At 62.3% G+C, this 17365-nt stretch carries 14 protein-coding genes; 4 read left to right on the plus strand and 10 right to left on the minus strand.

The annotated features are described in order from the left end of the window. Positions 1 to 9: 9 nt before the first annotated feature. Genes ACP7CZ_RS10130 through cpaB form a run of 4 tightly spaced genes read right to left on the minus strand, consistent with a single transcriptional unit; the run spans position 10 to position 4637 of the window. Positions 10 to 1281 carry a CpaF family protein gene (locus ACP7CZ_RS10130; protein ID WP_205548029.1) on the minus strand — a complete coding sequence of 424 codons (1272 nt, stop codon included), beginning with the start codon at positions 1279 to 1281 and terminating at the stop codon, positions 10 to 12. Continuing rightward, the gene (locus ACP7CZ_RS10135; RefSeq protein ID WP_034125887.1) at positions 1278 to 2471 is read right to left on the minus strand and encodes an AAA family ATPase; all 1194 of its coding nucleotides are present in this window, start codon (positions 2469 to 2471) and stop codon (positions 1278 to 1280) included. The genes ACP7CZ_RS10130 and ACP7CZ_RS10135 overlap by 4 nt, the downstream gene beginning before the upstream one ends. After that, complete coding sequence (locus ACP7CZ_RS10140; protein WP_034125888.1) at positions 2468 to 3673, minus strand: type II and III secretion system protein family protein; 1206 nt, start codon at positions 3671 to 3673, stop codon at positions 2468 to 2470. The genes ACP7CZ_RS10135 and ACP7CZ_RS10140 overlap by 4 nt, the downstream gene beginning before the upstream one ends. A 19-nt stretch (positions 3674 to 3692) precedes the next feature. Continuing rightward, the gene (gene cpaB / locus ACP7CZ_RS10145; protein WP_294150455.1) at positions 3693 to 4637 is read right to left on the minus strand and encodes a Flp pilus assembly protein CpaB; all 945 of its coding nucleotides are present in this window, start codon (positions 4635 to 4637) and stop codon (positions 3693 to 3695) included. 337 nt (positions 4638 to 4974) lie between these two features. On the opposite strand from cpaB, the gene ACP7CZ_RS10150 reads away from it, so the two are divergent. Then, complete coding sequence (locus tag ACP7CZ_RS10150; RefSeq protein ID WP_034125890.1) at positions 4975 to 5172, plus strand: Flp family type IVb pilin; 198 nt, start codon at positions 4975 to 4977, stop codon at positions 5170 to 5172. 53 nt (positions 5173 to 5225) lie between these two features. After that, a complete protein-coding gene (locus ACP7CZ_RS10155) occupies positions 5226 to 5630 on the plus strand; it encodes a response regulator (protein WP_034125891.1) in 405 nt (134 codons plus the stop codon). Between the two features lie 230 nt (positions 5631 to 5860). On the opposite strand, the gene ACP7CZ_RS10160 is transcribed toward ACP7CZ_RS10155, so the two are convergent. The 4 genes from ACP7CZ_RS10160 to ACP7CZ_RS10175 form a co-directional block, all read right to left on the minus strand. Then, the gene (locus tag ACP7CZ_RS10160; protein WP_072445967.1) at positions 5861 to 7543 is read right to left on the minus strand and encodes a ShlB/FhaC/HecB family hemolysin secretion/activation protein; all 1683 of its coding nucleotides are present in this window, start codon (positions 7541 to 7543) and stop codon (positions 5861 to 5863) included. Positions 7544 to 7729: 186 nt separating this feature from the next. Continuing rightward, the gene (locus ACP7CZ_RS10165; protein WP_294363444.1) at positions 7730 to 9496 is read right to left on the minus strand and encodes a collagen-like triple helix repeat-containing protein; all 1767 of its coding nucleotides are present in this window, start codon (positions 9494 to 9496) and stop codon (positions 7730 to 7732) included. 300 nt (positions 9497 to 9796) lie between these two features. After that, positions 9797 to 10645: a MaoC family dehydratase gene (locus ACP7CZ_RS10170; protein WP_294195959.1), complete on the minus strand. Its 849-nt coding sequence runs from the start codon at positions 10643 to 10645 to the stop codon at positions 9797 to 9799. Between the two features lie 2 nt (positions 10646 to 10647). Then, positions 10648 to 12000 carry a 3-oxoacyl-ACP reductase gene (locus tag ACP7CZ_RS10175; RefSeq protein WP_054896414.1) on the minus strand — a complete coding sequence of 451 codons (1353 nt, stop codon included), beginning with the start codon at positions 11998 to 12000 and terminating at the stop codon, positions 10648 to 10650. A gap of 113 nt (positions 12001 to 12113) precedes the next feature. Here ACP7CZ_RS10175 and ACP7CZ_RS10180 point away from each other — a divergent pair, with 113 nt between their 5' ends. Continuing rightward, complete coding sequence (locus ACP7CZ_RS10180; RefSeq protein ID WP_034125895.1) at positions 12114 to 13391, plus strand: acetyl-CoA C-acetyltransferase; 1278 nt, start codon at positions 12114 to 12116, stop codon at positions 13389 to 13391. A gap of 134 nt (positions 13392 to 13525) precedes the next feature. Beyond that, positions 13526 to 14425 (plus strand): PA4780 family RIO1-like protein kinase, encoded by a 900-nt coding sequence (locus ACP7CZ_RS10185; protein WP_014716761.1) that lies wholly within the window; start codon positions 13526 to 13528, stop codon positions 14423 to 14425. Positions 14426 to 14561: 136 nt separating this feature from the next. Here the strand turns inward: ACP7CZ_RS10185 and cueR are convergent, their stop codons facing one another. Together cueR and ACP7CZ_RS10195 are read right to left on the minus strand one after the other, a co-directional pair. Further along, positions 14562 to 14963, minus strand: a complete 402-nt coding sequence (gene cueR, locus ACP7CZ_RS10190; RefSeq protein WP_003188242.1) for a Cu(I)-responsive transcriptional regulator — start codon at positions 14961 to 14963, stop codon at positions 14562 to 14564. Then, entirely contained in the window at positions 14960 to 17161 is a 2202-nt protein-coding gene (locus ACP7CZ_RS10195) for a heavy metal translocating P-type ATPase (protein ID WP_072445973.1), read from the minus strand. Before ACP7CZ_RS10195 ends, cueR begins: the two co-directional genes overlap by 4 nt. Positions 17162 to 17365 lie beyond the last annotated feature (204 nt).

Here is a 17365-nt window from a genome sequence, read left to right on the forward strand (position 1 = left end):
GAGCCCTCTCTACAACGGCAATGCCGATTCGCGCCGCAGCTTGTCGCCGGCCGGGTTGAGCGCTTCGCGCAGAAAGCCGAAACCGGTACGGCGGTCGAGGCGGAACAGGGTGTTGGTGACATACACGTCGTCGCGCACCCCCACCACTTCCACCACCTCGCTGACGCAACGGTGCCCATCGGGCAGGCGCGTCAGTTGCACCACCACATCCAGTGCGGCACAGATCATCTGCCGCAGGGTTTTCTCCGCCACCACCCGACCGGTCAGGCCCACCAGGGTTTCCAGGCGCAGCAACGCGTCCTGGGCATTGTTGGCGTGCACGGTGCTCATGGAACCGTCATGGCCGGTGTTCATGGCCGTCATCACGTCGAGCACTTCGACGCCACGGATCTCGCCAAGGATGATGCGGTCCGGGCGCATCCGCAGGGCGTTGCGAATCAGGTCGCTGGCCTTGACCTCGCCATGCCCCTCGGCATTGGGCGGGCGGGTTTCCAGGCGCACCACGTGGGGGTGGCCCAGTTGCAGCTCGGCGACGTCTTCGATGGTGACCAGGCGTTCGTGGGGGTTGATCAATTGGCTGAGGATATTGAGCAGCGTGGTCTTGCCGGTGCCGGTGCCGCCACTGATCAGGATATTGCAGCGCTTGCCCACCGCCTCCTGGAAGAACTCTAAGATGTTGTGGTCGATGGTTTGCATCGCCACCAGGTCGCTGCTCTTGAGCATGTCCTTGCGAAATTTACGGATCGACAGGCACGGGCCGTCCAGGGCAATCGGCGGGATGATCGCATTGACCCGGCTGCCATCCGGCAAGCGCGCATCGACCATCGGCGACGACTCATCCAGGCGCCTTCCAAGGGGCGCGAGAATGCGCTGCATCACGCGTTCTACATGGTGCGCGTCGATAAAGCGCAGGTCGCTCTGGTGGAGTACTCCGTCACGCTCGATAAACACCCTGTGCGGGCCGTTGACCAGGATCTCGGTGATCGACACATCGCGCAGCAGCACTTCCAGCGGGCCGAAGCCGGTCAGCTCATCGACGATTTCCTCGGCCAGGCGCTCCATCTCATAGCGCGAGATCGCCAGGTGCATGCGCGTGATGTATTCGGCCACTTTGTCGATGACAAATTGCGCCAGGGATTGGCGCGAGCCTTCCAGCAGGTTCTGGCCCGACTCTTCGATGGCATCGATGATGTAGCGATGCAGCACCAGTTTCAGGCCGTCGTGGTCGTTGTGCGCGGTACTTCCACGGGCCGGAGCGCCGAAGAGTTTTTCGCCGTTCATCGACTCGCTCCCAGAAGGCGTTCGAACCAGCGCGTCGAAGGTTTATCCAGGCCTTCGGTGCGTTTGGCCAGGCGCTCGCCCAGGTGGCGCAGGGCTTGGGTCAACGCTTCGCGGGGGGCCAGGGTGAACAGGCTTTGCCCCTGGTTCTTGGCGTTCAGGCGCACTTCGGGGCTCAGGGGCAGCACGGCGATGCACTCCAGGCCGAAGCTTTTTTCCAGGGCTTCGGTGCCGGGGGCACAGCCTTTGACGTAGCGATCGACCAGCAGCTTGGCATGGTCGAGTTTCATGCCTTTCTCGCGCCACAGGTTCAGCATCGCCAGGTTACGCCGACAGTCGAGTACGCACTGGTCGGTGCACCACAACAGCTTGTCGCAGTGGCTGACAAAGGTGCGCAGGGCTTCGCTGTCCGCTTGCCCGGTGAGGTTGACCACGATGTGCTGGAAGTGCTGACGCAAGGCGCTGAGCAGCATGTACAGCTCGGCGGCGCTGGTCATTTCCAACGGGTCATCGCTGGCGGCGTAGGCGAGGATCCGCAGGCCGTCGTCGGTGCTGGTGAACGCGCTGTTGATCAGGGTGGCGTCCAGGCGTCGCAGGTGGCGCAAGGCGTCGCCGAAATTGAAGGTGCTGTCCAGGCCCAGCAGCGCCAGGCTGTCGCCCCTGGGCAGGCCGAGGTCGAGCATCAGCGTCTGCTGGCCGCTCTTTTGCACCACCATCGCCAGGTGGCTCGCCAGCAGGGCGCCATCGGTATTGCCCTGGGCACCGTAAAGCACGGTGAGGCCGCCCAGATGGGCGTTCGGCGCGCTGGGCGGCAAGCGCTTGCTCAGGCGCCGCACCAGCCCGGCCACTTCGCTGGAGCGTGAACCATAGGCGACAAAATCCCGAGCGCCGGCACGCATGGCGTTGAGTACCAACTGGTTGTCCATGCCGTCGCCCAAGGCCACCACCGCCAACATCGGCTTGGCTTCCAGGGCGCCTTCGATCAAGGCGCTCTGGGCTACCAGGTGCTCGCGGTCCAGGCCCACGAACACCAGGTTGGCGAAGGTCACGTCCACCAGTGCCAGCAATTCATCCAGGCTGCCGCCGCCCACGTTGATCACTTGGCCAAGAGGGGCCAGGGCACCCTGGAGCCATTCCAGGTCGGTGCTGTTACGGGTGATTGCCAGGAAGGTCTGGCTCAGGCTATCGCTCATTGGGAAAGTCCACTGCGACGGTCGAAGTTGCCGTTTTCCAGGAAGAACAGGCGGAACCAGTTCGGGTCATAGGTGCGCAGTTTTTCGCCGGGCAGCGACGGCAACTGCGCATTGGCAGCCAGTGGCTGGACCAGATGCGGCGTGACAATCATCAGCAGTTCTTTCTCTTCGCTCTGGATATTGGAGTCGCGGAAAAACGCACCAAGGATCGGGATATCGCCCAGGCCCGGGAGCTTGGCGATGGTGGAGCGGTTGGTGCTGCTGATCAGGCCGCTGATCACAAAGCTTTCACCGTCGGCCAGTGACACACTGGTGTCGGTGCGCCGGACGGTCAGGGCCGGCACCTGGATATTCTGGATTCGGATCGCGTTGCTGTAATCCAGCTCGCTGACTTCCGGGGCGACTTTCAGGGCGATGCGGTTGTGGTCGATGACCGTGGGCGTGAGGGTCAGGCGAATACCGAACTCCTTGTATTCGATGGTGATGGTATCGCTGCCGGCACTGGGCACCGGAATCGGCACTTCGCCGCCGGCCAGGAAGGTCGCGCTCTGGCCGCTCATGGCCACCAGGCTCGGGCGCGCCAGGGTATAGGCGAAACCGCTGCTTTCCAGGGCGTTGATCAGTGCCTTGACCCGGCCACCGCCAAACCCGATGTTGAAGTTGTCGGCACTCACCGGCAATTTGAAAATGCCCTCTGACGGGGACAGCAAGTCGGGGCTGCCGAGGAAGAAGTTTTTACCCATGCCCAGGATCTTGGTGCTGGCTTCCTTGAGCTTGGTGCGGCTGACCTCGACGAAGCGAATATCGGTCTGCACCTGGCTGGGTAGCGTCGGGTCTTCGGAGGGCGACAGCGATTGGCTGGTCAGCGCCGAAGTAGCCTTGCCCTTGACGAACACCATGCTCTGGCGCGGCGTGGTCGAGCAGCCGGTCCACACCATCAGGCTGGTAGCGCCGCTGCCGACGCCAGTGAGCAGGAAATGGCGGTCGCCGTTGACCCGCACATCGGCAATTTTCGGGTCGCCGATAGCCAGGCGCGTAATCGCTACCGGCGACTGCAGCTCGGTCTGCAAGCCTTCGCCTACCTCGATCACGGCGGGCAATTGGCCCAGGGCGTTGCAGCTGCCCGATGCGCCCATCGCCATGCCCAGGGGCAGGCACGGCAGCATCAAGGCCAAGGCCAATTGAGCGTAGCGTTGGCTCATTCAAGGCATCCTTGTTCAATCAGGGGGTAGGTTGTGCTGCCGCCGCGCCGCGAATCACTTCGATACCCCGACGCTGGCCGGTGACGGCCACCGCAGGGGTGATTTTTTTCGGCGGGCCGCTGAGGGCCAATTGGGTGAATTGGTAGAGGTCGCGGTTGGCGCTTTGCACCTTGTCCGGGGTGTCGCTTTCACCGGCCCAGTAGCGGCTGAGCAATTGTTCGTCGGCACTGCGCACGGCCAGGCGCAGCGTGCCGGCTTGGGAAGCGAGCATCAACCGACTCAGCAATTGTTCGGGCACCGCCAGCACCACACTGCGCGCGGCGGTGCGACGTTGAGCCGCCTGGGCGCGTTCTTCGGCGGTGGCGGGTGGCGGTACTGCCGGGCTGCCGTCGTTGGCCAAACCCAGTTGGTCGCCGACGCTGAGCAGGCGAATCGCCGGGATGACCACCTGCGCCGATTGCTCGGCATTGGCATTGTCCTGGCGCAAGAACAACAAGACATCCACGTAGTCGCCGGGGCTCAACTGGCCACCGGCACCGATGACCTCGTCGACGGCGACGGCGAGCGCGCGTTCATCCGCACGAATCATGCGGGCCAGGGGGCCGCCGGCGGTGAAGCTTTCATCATTGAGCCAGGTGCCGGCACCCAGGGCCCGCAAAGGCGTACGACCGATGGCCTGGTCAACGCTGGTCAGGCTGCCTGCCGGCACGGTGCGCAGTTTTTCCACGGCTACATCGGCAGCGGTGAGGGGCACAAAAGGCGCAACCGCGTGCACCAGTACCACGACGGGCTGGCGGGTCTGGTCTTCCACGACTGCAACGGTTTTTCCCACGGAAATGACAGGTTGTGGCGAGGGTGCTACGGCAGGTGCCGGTGGACGGCTGAGCACCAGGCCCCAATACCCTGCCACCAGGGCTCCGATAAGCAGCAAGCCAGCCAGGACCATGCTGATGCGACTGTTCATGACGGCGCTCCCTATCCTGTTGCACTACTTTTATTCCCGTTAATCCAAACGAGTTAAATTCGCAACTGGGCTGTGATGAACAACTAACGATTTGGCTATTTGAAGGTAGCTCAGCTAGGACGAAATGCCATTACCGAACGAAAAATTTATCGATGTTTTTAGCATCGGGCCCTTAAACAACGGACTTGCAGGGCGCATGGAGCCACTAATACTTTATGATTAATTCATTCTTACAGTTGTGAGTGTTAAATTTGTTGACAATGCTCTAGTGGCACACGGCAATCATTGTGCGGGCCAGCTGTATCGGCGCTTTGTGGCGCATGAAGGAGATCTCAACATGATCCTTGACCTGTTCTTGAAATTTTATGTTCACGCTCAGTTATTCCTGCGCCGCAGAGATGGGGCGTCGGCTATTGAATATGTGATTATCGTCGCGATAGTTGCGTTGGTGATCGTCGGTATTGGTACTGGGCTTGGCGATAAGATAAAAGGCATCTTCGAGCAAGTGTCCGATGCGCTGCCAGCGGCGACTTAGCCGTCATTGCGGTATTCTTTCGTTCCGGTGATTCTTTTTATCAGGTACCGCCCATGACCCACCCTTCGTCATCCCGCCAACAAATCCTATTGGTGGACGACGAGGAGGATGCGCTGGTGGAGTTGGCCGAATCCCTCGAAAACGAGGGGTTCGTCTGTTTCACCGCGACCTCCGTCACCTTCGCCTTGCAAGAATTGACACTTCACCCTGATATCGCCCTGGTCATCACCGATCTGCGCATGCCCGAGGAAAGTGGTATCTCCTTGATCAAGCGCCTGCGCGAACATACCTCACGCTCGCATTTGCCTGTGATCGTGATGTCTGGCCATGCAGAAATGGACGATGTCAGCGATATGCTGCGCTTGCAGGTGCTGGACTTGTTTCGCAAGCCGATCTACCTGGTGCGCTTGCTCGATACCCTCAACAGCCTGTTTCCCCTCTCTACACCTGGTCGGTAACGGGCCTGCACCGCTTATTAAATGTGGGAGCTGGCTTGCCTGCGATGATGGCCGAACAGTCAACGACTAACTGCCTGACACTCCGAAACCCAACTGTGGGAGCGGGGTTGCTCGCGAAGGCGGTATGGCAGGTAACCGAGATATGTACTCATTCCAACCCAATTGTAGGGTCGACCCGAAGAGTGCCATCGCAGGCAAGCCCGCTCCCACATTGATTACAGGTGCCCTCGTCACAGTTGATAACTGAAGCTCAGCGTATACCGAGGCCTGCGATTGAAGCTGTCCAGGGCGATATCCGACATTGGCTTGGCCGCTTCCAGCGCGATGTTGTAATACTTGTTGTCGCCAAAGCGTAAACCTACCGCCGCCGACGACATGTCGTTGGCCTTGACCGGCAGGTCGTTGAACCAGGATTTGGCGCGATCGACCACTACGTAGGGTTGCAGGATTTTCACCCAGTTGCCGGCGCGGTTGAAGCTGTAGTTGACCTCGTACGCCACCCCCCAGCCCTTGTCGCCCGAGCCTTGGTCGTCCGGGTAGCCGCGGCCGAAATTTTGCCCCCCGAAGGTGGCGCGTTCGCTGTCGGGCAGGGTGTTGTTGCTCCAGTACAGCGCGCCGGAAAGTACGCCTTGCCAGTTGTCGAAGAACTTGTCACTTTGCACGCCGGAGAGGCGCAGGCGGAAGAAGTCGAGGTCGGGTTTAGCCACGTCCAGGTCACTGCGGGCCTTGGCGCCCAGACCATCGATGCCCTGGTACAGGCCACCGCTGATGATGCGTAGGCGTCGCGCGTCGGCTTTGCGCCAATCACCTTCGAAGGCCAGGGCGCGCAGGTTGGATTCGATGTCGAAACGCAGCGGGTAACCCACCAGTTTATAGCGCGTAGTCTGGTCGACCGCGTACAGGCGTGTGCCCAGGGTGAAGGACTCGGTCGGGGAGGCAATGAACGGGTGGCTCAGGCCGATGGAGTAGCGGTCGATGGACTGGTGCGGCTTGAGTTCGAAACCGCCGTCCAGTTGCACGCTGCTGCTGGGGTCGGCGCGATAGCGCTCGGCGGCGAGCGCCAGTTGGGTGCCTTCGGCATTGATGAATTGGTTGTAGTCCACGCGGTAGTAATGCTCTTTGTCCTCGCCGGGTGGGAACAGGCCGCTGATGCTGAGCTGCTCGCCCATGGACGTCTGGGAATTGCTGGTGGCGCTCAGCAACGCTTGCGTGCCGCCACGGCTTTTCTGCACCAGGCTCATGCTGGTGGTGAAAGGTTTGCGGCTGGCCTGGATCTGCATGTGCGTGGCGCCATCGGTGGTGCCTGGCGGCGGTACTTGCGCTTGTACGCTGAGGCCGGGGATGCGGCTCATCAGCGTGGTATAGCGCTCGAAGGTCTTGCGAGTCAGTGGGCGTTCGGCCAGGAGCTTTTGCGCGAGTTTATCGACGTAGGCCGACACCGAACCAATGTCGCCGGTTTGTTGATAGTCCTTGATGTAGCCTTCCACCAGTACCACGCGGACCAGGCCATTTTCGAAGTTCTGTTGCGGCAGGAAGGCGTAGGACAGCAGGTAGCCATCCTCCTGATAACGGCGGGTGATGCCACGGGTCGCTTCAATCAGTTGCGCAAGGTTGGTTTCACGTCCAATCAACGGCGCATACACCTGCGCCGTCTCGGCGAGCGGGTAGACCGTTCCGCCTTCGATCTGCAACTTTCGAATAGTGACCTTGGTGTCCATCAACAGCGGCTGGCCTGCAGTCGGCGGCGCCTCGGGTACTTGGGTTTTCGACGTGGGTGGTCGGTAGGCGTCCGCGGGCAGGTTGGGTACCGGCAGGGTGCGGACAGTGTCGTTGCTGTTAAGAAAGCTGGGAAGGGTCTCGGCCTGGGCGTAAGCACTGAGGGTGAGCAATAACAACGGGGTCAACACGCGCATAGGACACTCCATGGTCAACTGCAGCAGCGCTTCGGGCCCGCCGGGTTCTGGGACTCGGTTCGGGAGGGCGGCGACTGATCACAGGTGTCGCTGCCCATAAAAAAGACGAGAGACTTATTAAAGGTCTCTCGTCTCAACCAAGCGTAGGCGCTGTAGGGGAGGCCGTCTAATCGGCCAGGTGCATTTCTATTTGCCGGTCAGGCCATTCAACAAACCGCCCAGACCGCCTGTGGCCGTAGTGCCGCCCGTGGTGGTGGCAGTGCCGGTTGCTGTGGCGGTGGTGCCGATATTCAGGCCGCCGAGCAAACCACCGCTGGTGCCGCCAGTCGCGCCGCCGGTTACCAGGCCACCCACCGAGGCGACGGTGCCGCCGACCGCTGTGACGGTGGTGCCTACCGCGTTGGTGATCGGGTTGGCATTGGCTGCCGTCAAGTTAGTGCCCACGCTGCTCACAGCGCCGCCGACTTGAGTGACCAAACCATTGACCGGAACACCCACACCGGTCGTGGTGCCGATGGTTTGGGTCAGGTTGGTGACGCCGCTGGTCACAGGGTTGAGCGCTGCGCCGACATTGGCCGCTACGGTGGCGACCGGTGCGGTGGCTGCGGTGTTTGCTACACCTGTGCCACCCAGCACAGTGCCCAGCGACGCAACGGTGCCGCCTACTGCACCACCGGTCACACCCGCTGCACTGACTGTGCCGTTGGTATTGCCCACGTTCAGGCCGGTACCCACGTTAGCCACCAGGCCACCCACCAGTTCCGGAATGCCGGGAGCCGAGGTGCCACCGGTTGGGGCGACATAACCACCTGATTTATCCAGGGTGCCACCGACGCCAGTGAGCACGGTGCCGACAACGCTGGTGACCGGGTTGCCCGTGCCGCCCGTGCTGGCGACTTGAGTACCCAAGCTGGTGACGGTCGAGCCGACCTTATCCAGTACGCCATTGAGTGGAGTGCCCAGGCCGGTTGCGTTACCCAGGTTGCCGGTGGTGTTTTCCACCAGCGACACCACAGGCACCACGACTTTGCTGCCCAAGGTGTTGGTCAACGAACCCAGCGGGCCGGTGGTGCTGGCCGTACTTAGGGTATCGCCGAGCATGGTGACGGTGGTGCCGACCTTATCCACGACGCCACCTACCGCAGTACCCACTCCGCCTGTCGCGCCGCCGACCACAGGTATTCCGCCGAGAGTGGTTGACAGTGTTTGGCCGGTGGTCGAGAGGCCGCCGCCCAGGTCGGCCACGCCATTACCTACGCCTGCCACCGTAGTGCCCAGGGAGTTGGTGTTGGTGCCCAGTGAGCCCAAGCCGGTGGTCACACCTGTGCCGATGCTGTTAACAGCGGTGCCTGCCGAGGTGACCAGGCCGCCAGCGGTTGCGCCGACGATGGGTACGCCATTCAACGTCGAACCCAGGTTACCGACCGCTGTACCGACATTGCCCACAGTGGTGCCAAGGGTGCCGGCAATCTGGCCGGTGACCAGTGGGGTGGTTGTCGAACCGGTGCCGCCGCCAGTACCGCCGCCGGTGCCGCCGCCGGTGCCGCCGCCAGTGCCGCCGCCGGTGCCGCCGCCAGTGCCGCCGCCAGTGCCGCCGCCGGTGCCGCCGCCAGTACCGCCGCCGGTGCCACCGCCAGTACCGCCGCCAGTACCGCCGCCGGTGCCGCCGCCAGTGCCACCGCCAGTTCCGCCGTCACCACCGCCCGTGCCACCGCCGGTTCCGCCGCCAGTACCGCCGTCAACGCCGCCTGTGCCACCACCGGTACCACCGCCTGTACCGCCATCACCGCCACCAGTACCGCCTCCGGCACCTGCACCTGCACCTGCATCCGGCGATGACGCCGCCACGCTGGATTTATGCCCGCCACCACCGCTGCTGCAGCCGCCCAGGCTCATTGCCAGAATCAGGGCCAGCGCGGTACTTGCTTTCCAAAACACGACTTGAGTTTTCATGATTGAGTTCCTTGCACCTGGTACAACCTTGGTTGTTTCAAACCTTCGTTACTTCTTTGGATAACGATAGGTTTGTCCGTGTGGCTATCTCAGGCGAGGGCACTCTTTCACGCAATGCTCAACTTGGTATTAACGATTTATATACATCCGGCCATCGTCGGCTTAATGACTAATACCAAAGGTGTAATGGAAGGGTGTTTCAGGATTTTTATATTAGTAAAATCAAAGTGTTGTAAATAAAGACGGACCTCGTAAGGTCCGCTATAACTTAGGGTGTATATATACAATTAATCAGGGTTTTCAGGCAGTCGGCTGCCACTGCCCCAGCATATGTTGTATATCCCCAGCGCCTTTGAGTTCCAACGCCCCGCTGGAGCCGGCCGCGCTGCTCATCAATATCACTTCACTGGGCAGGCGCACCGGCTTCATGAACGCGACGTCGATTTCAATATTGGCGGCCGGCAAGTGTTCTGCCAGCGCCGCGAGGGTGCGCGCCTTGTTCCATAACCCGTGGGCGATGGCCTGGGGAAAACCGAACAACTTCGCGGTCGGGGTACTGAGGTGGATGGGGTTGTAGTCGCCAGACACTCGGGCGTAGCGTCGGCCAATATCAGGGGGGGCTTTCCAGCGCGTCAGTTCGGTGAGCGTTCCTGGAGTCTGCGATCCGCTGTCCGCCGCCTCGCCTTCAACCTTTACGCCCCGACATAGCATTTGGCTTTCGCCCTCCCACAAGAGCCCAAGGGCATCCTCGACAACCGTCACGATGTCAAAGGTGGCCCCCTTGGGATGGGTGCTGAGATTGCGTGCGTAGACACCGACACTCACGTCACCCACGCCACCCAACGGGCGATGAATACGGATGCGATTGCGCAGGTGGATCAACCCCAGCAACGGAAACGGAAAGCTCTTGTCCGTCAGCAGTTGCAGTTGCAGGCCGAACGCGAGGATATGCGGATAAGTCGCCGGCAGCATCGGGCTGTCAGCAAAACCGCACACCTTGCGGTACGCGGCAACGGCGCTGGGGTTGATATTCATCCGGCAGCGCAACCCACGTTCGGGCAGTGAGCTGCCGGTGATCTTGCGCTTGAGCGCCGCACGCCAATACAGCGGCAGTAGGGGCGGGGTGCTGTCCAACGTTTGCCATTGCATGCTTACGCTCCCAGAAGACTTTGCCCACACACCCGCAGCGCTTGCCCGCTGACCGCGCCGGAACCCGGCTGGCTCAGCCAGGCGACGGCTTCGGCCACGTCCTGGGGCAAGCCACCTTGGCCCAGGGAACTCATGCGGCGCCCGGCCTCGCGCAGGGCGAAGGGAATATGCGCGGTCATCTGGGTTTCGATAAACCCTGGCGCGACGGCGTTGATGCTGATCCCACGCTCCTTCAACAGCGGCGCCCAGGCTTGAGCCAGGCCGATCAACCCGGCCTTACTTGCGGCATAGTTGGTTTGCCCACGATTGCCGGCGATGCCACTGATGGAAGCCAGCAACACCACCCGTGCATTGTCCTGCAGGGTGCCGCTGTCGAGCAGGGCCTTGGTCAGCACTTGCGCAGCCTTGAGGTTGACCGCCAGCACTGCGTCCCAGTATTCCGGGGTCATGTTGGCCAGGGTTTTGTCGCGGGTGATGCCAGCGTTGTGCACCAGGATGTCGAGCCCGTCTGGCAGGTGCTCGATCAGTTGGCGTGCGGCATCTTCGGCGCAGATATCCAGGGCCACCGTGCGTGCATTCAGGCGTGCGGCCAGGGCTTCAAGGTCGGCCTTGGCCTGGGGCACATCGAGCAGAATGACCTCGGCGCCGTCGCGGGCCAGGGTTTCGGCGATGGAGGCACCGATGCCTCGAGCGGCGCCGGTAACCAACGCCTTGCGCCCGGCCAAGGGGCGCGTCCAGTCTTGCACCGGTGTGTCGCAAGCTGACAGGCGAATCACCTGGCCCGATATATAAGCGCTTTTGGGCGAGAGAAAAAACCGCAGCGCGCCCTCCAACTGGCCTTCGGCACCGTCGCCCACGTACAGCAATTGCAGCACGCCACCGCTGCGCAACTCTTTGGCCAAAGAGCGGCTGAACCCTTCCAGGGCGCGCTGGGCGCTGGCGGCGAACGGATCGCTGAGGCTTTCCGGCGCCCGGCCAAGGATCACCAAGTGGGCACTGTGGTCGAGGTTTTTAAGCAGTGGTTGGAAGAATTCGCGCAGCTGCTTGAGCTGGTCGGTGTGCTGCAAACCGCTGGCATCGAACACCACCGCCTTGAGCTTGGGGCCGTGTCCTGGAATCCACGCGGGCGCTGTCGAGGCTTCGGCGCCGTAGCTGTAGACGGCGTCGGTGAGTCGGTTGGCAAATGCCAGCACCTGGGTAGCCAATGCGCCACCGCCCAGCAGCAGCGCACCTTCGACCGGGCGCAGGCGCCCGGCTTGCCAGCGTTCCAGGCGTACCGGTGACGGCAGGCCAATGGCGGCGACCAGGCGATGGCCGAGGCTTGAGTTGGCGAAGTCGATATAACGGTCAGACATGGAACGCTCTCCGAAGGCTGGGGTTCAAAGGTTGACCACCCTGGGGTGGCAGTCGTTCGATTGAGCCTAGGCTAGGCTTGATGATTCCACCCACCACCACGAGGGAGCTTTCCATGACTCAATTGCGCCGTGTAGCGATCATTGGCGGTAATCGCATTCCTTTCGCCCGATCCAATGGCCCCTACGCCACGGCGAGCAACCAGGCGATGCTGACTGCCGCACTGGAGGGTCTGATCGAGCGCTACAACCTGCACGGCCTGCGCATGGGCGAAGTGGCCGCCGGCGCGGTGCTCAAGCATTCCCGTGATTTCAACCTGACGCGTGAATGCGTGCTCGGTTCGCGCCTATCACCGCAAACCCCTGCGTACGACATTCAGCAAGCCTGCGGCACGGGGCTTGAGGCGGCGCTGCTGGTGGCCAATAAAATTGCCCTGGGCCAGATCGAATGCGGCATTGCCGGCGGGGTGGACACCACCTCGGATGCACCGATTGGTGTGAATGAAGGGCTGCGCAAGATCCTGCTGCAAGCCAACCGCAGCAAATCCCTGGCAGATAAATTAAAACTCCTGTTACAACTTCGTCCTCATCACCTCAAGCCGGAACTGCCGCGCAACGGCGAACCGCGTACCGGTCTGTCCATGGGCCAGCACTGCGAACTGATGGCCCAGACCTGGCAGATCCCTCGTGCCGAGCAGGACCAGCTTGCGCTGGAGAGCCACCAGAAGATGGCGGCGGCTTACGCCGAAGGCTGGCACAACGATTTGCTCACGCCCTTTCTCGGCCTCACCCGCGACAACAACCTGCGCCCCGACCTGACCCTGGAAAAACTCGCCAGCCTCAAGCCGGCCTTCGAGCGCAGCGAAAAGGGCACGCTCACCGCCGGTAACTCCACACCGCTGACCGATGGTGCCTCCCTGGTGTTGCTGGGCAGCGAGGCGTGGGCCAAGGAGCGCGGCTTGCCGATCCTCGCTTACCTGCGCGATGGCGAAGCGGCGGCGGTGGATTTCGTCCAAGGTGCCGAGGGCCTGCTGATGGCGCCGGTGTATGCGGTACCGCGTTTGCTGGCGCGCAACGGCCTGACGTTGCAGGACTTTGATTATTACGAGATCCACGAAGCTTTCGCCGCCCAAGTGCTGTGCACGCTCAAGGCCTGGGAAGACGCCGACTATTGCAAGACCCGCCTGGGCCTGGACGCGCCGCTGGGGTCGATCGACCGCAGCCGCCTCAACGTCAAGGGCAGTTCCCTGGCGGCGGGCCATCCGTTTGCCGCCACCGGTGGGCGTATCGTCGCCAGCCTGGCTAAATTATTGGATGCAGCGGGCAAGGGCCGTGGGCTGATTTCCATCTGTGCAGCCGGTGGCCAAGGCGTGACGGCGATTATCGAACGCTGATTGCCGACAAAATTGGCCCATTGAATGCATTCTCAAGGGGTCAGAGGTCAGTAGCCTCTCCCCCCGGCGAGCCGATTGCCGTATAACGAGTGCCACACGCGTGTTTGGTAATACAGGACCCACAATAAAAGCTGATGAAGACTCCTAAACGCATTGAACCCCTGATCGAAGACGGTCTGGTCGACGAAGTGCTGCGCCCACTGATGAGTGGTAAAGAAGCAGCTGTTTATGTGGTGCGCTGCGGCAATGAATTGCGTTGCGCCAAGGTTTACAAGGAGGCGAATAAACGAAGTTTTCGTCAGGCATCCGAATACCAGGAAGGCCGTAAGGTCCGTAACAGCCGCCAGGCGCGAGCCATGGCCAAGGGCTCCAAGTTCGGCAAGAAAGAAACCGAAGATGCCTGGCAGAACGCTGAAGTGGCGGCGCTGTTTCGCCTGGCCGGTGCGGGCGTTCGTGTGCCCCAGCCGTTCGACTTTCTCGAAGGCGTGCTGTTGATGGAACTGGTGGCCGACGAATACGGTGATGCGGCGCCGCGTCTGAATGACGTAGTGCTGGAGCCGGACCAGGCGCGCGAATACCACGCTTTCCTGATCTCTCAGATAGTGCTGATGCTGTGCACCGGCCTGGTGCACGGTGACCTTTCCGAGTTCAACGTACTGCTCACGCCTACGGGCCCGGTGATCATCGACCTGCCCCAGGCGGTGGATGCGGCGGGTAACAACCACGCGTTCAGCATGCTGGAGCGCGACGTTGGCAACATGGCTTCCTACTTCGGGCGTTTTGCCCCGGAGTTGAAGAAAACCAAGTACGCCAAGGAAATGTGGGCGCTGTATGAAGCCGGCACCTTGCACCCGGCCAGTGTATTGACCGGTGAGTTCGACGAACCGGAAGAACTTGCGGATGTGGGCGGTGTGATCCGCGAAATCGAAGCGGCGCGGCTGGATGAAGAGCGTCGCCAGGCGATTCGCGCGGCGGATGATGCGCCACCAAGCAAAGTGCCGGACGAGCCACCGCCGCCGCCTTGGATGCAGTAACTTACAGCGACGCTGATCGTTCCCACGCTCTGCGTGGGAATGCATCCCTGGACGCTCTGCGTCCTAAAGCGTGACGCGGAGCGTCGAAAGCGGCATTCCCACGCGGAGCGTGGGAACGATCATTGCGTGCTGTCTGTCAGGCGCAGCAGTTGCCCGCTGCCAACTCCTTGAGGATCGGGCAATCGGGCCGGTGATCGCCCTGGCAGTGCTCCATCAGGTCCTGCAAGGTATCGCGCAGTTGCCCCAGCTCGCGAATCTTGTGGTTCAGCTCGTCGATGTGCTGGCGCGCCAGGGCTTTTACGTCGGCGCTGGCCCGCTGGCGGTCCTCCCACAGGGTCAGCAACTTGCCGACTTCTTCCAGTGAAAACCCCAGGTCTCGCGAGCGCTTGATGAACGTCAGGGTGTGCAGGTCGTCGTGGCCGTACACCCGGTAGCCGCTGTCGGTGCGGTGGGCGGTTTTCAGCAGGCCAATGGATTCGTAGTAGCGAATCATCTTCGCGCTTAGCCCGCTGGTGCGGGCGGCTTGGCCGATGTTCATGGGCGTTGATCCTCCAATTCCTTGGGTTTCCAGGTTTTCAACAACAGGGCGTTACTCACCACGCTGACGCTGGACAAGGCCATGGCGGCGCCAGCCAGTACCGGGTTGAGCAGGCCGAAGGCGGCCAGGGGAATGCCGATCAAGTTATACACAAAGGCCCAGAACAGATTCTGTCGAATTTTCGCGTAGGTCTTGCGGCTGATCTCCAGGGCGGCCGGCACCAGGCGCGGGTCGCCACGCATCAAGGTGATACCGGCGGCGTGCATGGCCACGTCGGTGCCGCCGCCCATGGCGATGCCGATATCGGCAGCGGCCAGGGCTGGTGCATCGTTGATACCGTCGCCGACCATGGCCACCACGCCGGTTTTTTTCAGCTCGGCCACGGCAGCGGCTTTATAGGCGGGCAGTACTTCGGCATGCACATCGTCGATGCCCAAGGCCTCGGCCACCACCCGTGCACTGCCGTGGTTATCGCCGGTGATCAGGTGGCTGCTGATGTGCTGCGCCTTGAGTTGTTGCACGGCTTGCAACGCGCCGGGCTTGAGCGTGTCGCCAAAGGCAAACAGCCCCAGCACACGGGGTTGCGCGCCTTGTTCGATCAGCCAGGACAAGGTGCGGCCTTCGGCTTCCCATTCCTTGGCTCGCGGGCCTAAATCGCCTGCGTCCAGGCCGGTCTCTTCCAGCAAGCGGCGATTACCCAGCGCCAATGGCCGACCGTCGAGCGTACCGGCAATGCCGCGCCCGGTCAGGGATTGGCTGGCGCTCACATCGGCCACGTCCAAGCCTCTGTCGCGACAAGCATCCAGCACGGCCTTGGCCAGTGGGTGCTCACTGCCGCGCTGCAGGGCGCCGGCCTGTTGCAATAACAGGGCTTCATCGCCATCCACGGCCGCCAAATGCGCAATGTTGGGCGCGCCGGAGGTGAGGGTGCCGGTCTTGTCGAACACTACGGCGCTCACGGCATGGGCGCGCTCCAGGGCTTCGGCGTCCTTGATCAGGATGCCGTGGCGTGCGGCGACGCCAGTGCCGGCCATGATCGCGGTCGGTGTGGCCAGGCCCAGGGCACAAGGGCAGGCGATCACCAATACGGCCACCGCATTGATGATGGCGGTTTCCAGGGATGCGCCATACAGCCACCAGCCCACTACGGTAATCAGCGCCAATACCAGCACGGCCGGCACGAACACCTGGCTGACTTTATCCACCAGTTTCTGGATCGGTGCCTTGGCGGCCTGGGCGTCTTCGACCAGGCGGATGATGCGCGCAAGCACACTTTCCGCGCCCAGGGCCAGGGTGCGCACCAGCAGGCGGCCTTCACCGTTGATGGCGCCACCGGTGACCGCGTCGCCGGGTTGTTTGGGCACCGGCAGGCTTTCGCCGCTGATCAACGCCTCATCGGCATGGCTCTGGCCTTCCACCACCTCACCGTCCACCGGGAAGCGTTCGCCGGGTTTGACCAGCACTAGGTCGCCGTGCTTCAACGCACTGATGGCGACGTCTTCTTCACGGCCGTCCTGCACGCGAATCGCCCGTTCCGGACGCAAGGCTTCAAGGGCGCGGATGGCGCTGGCGGTCTGGCGCTTGGCGCGGCTTTCCAGGTATTTGCCCAGCAGCACCAGGGCGATCACCACCGCCGAGGCTTCGAAGTACAGGTGCGGCGTCACGCCTGGGGCGGCGGTGAGCCATTCATAGATACTCAAGCCGTAGCCGGCACTGGTACCGATCGCCACCAGCAGGTCCATATTGCCGGCGCCGGCGCGCACGGCTTTCCACGCGGCGACATAGAAGCGCGCACCCAGGATGAATTGCACCGGCGTGGCCAGGGCAAACTGTATCCAGGCGGGGAGCATCCAGTGCAGGCCGAAGGGTTCTACCAGCATCGGCAGCACCAAGGGCAGCGCCAGCAGAACGCCCGCCACCAGCGACCAGCGCTCGCGGCGCAGGCGCCGGGCCTGATCGGCGTCGGTAGCGGTTTCGCTTTGGGGCAGGCTGGCGGTGTAGCCGGCTTTGTCGACGGCGGCGATCAACACGCTGGGGTCCATCTGGCCCTGTACTTCGATGTGCGCGCGCTCATTGGCCAGGTTGACGCTGACACGTTGCACGCCAGGCACTTTGCCCAGCGCGCGTTCGACCCGCCCGGCACAGCTGGCACAGGTCATGCCGCCGATGGGCAGGTCAAAGGTGGTGGATCCATTCATGGGGCAGTCCTCCAGAAGAAGTTGCCACTAGGATCAACCTTAACCTGTGGGGAAGGTCAAGCCCGATCGTTCCCACGCTCTGCGCCGATCGTTCCCACGCTCTGCGTGGGAATGCGGCCGTGACGCTCCGCGTCACCCTGGCGTTGAAGCAGTGCCTTGTACCCGGGACGCAGCACGTCCGATGAGGCGTTCTCACGCGGAGCG

The organism is Pseudomonas sp. DWP2-2 (assembly GCF_049897065.1).
In the GTDB taxonomy this organism is placed as follows: Bacteria; Pseudomonadota; Gammaproteobacteria; order Pseudomonadales; family Pseudomonadaceae; genus Aquipseudomonas; species Aquipseudomonas paracarnis.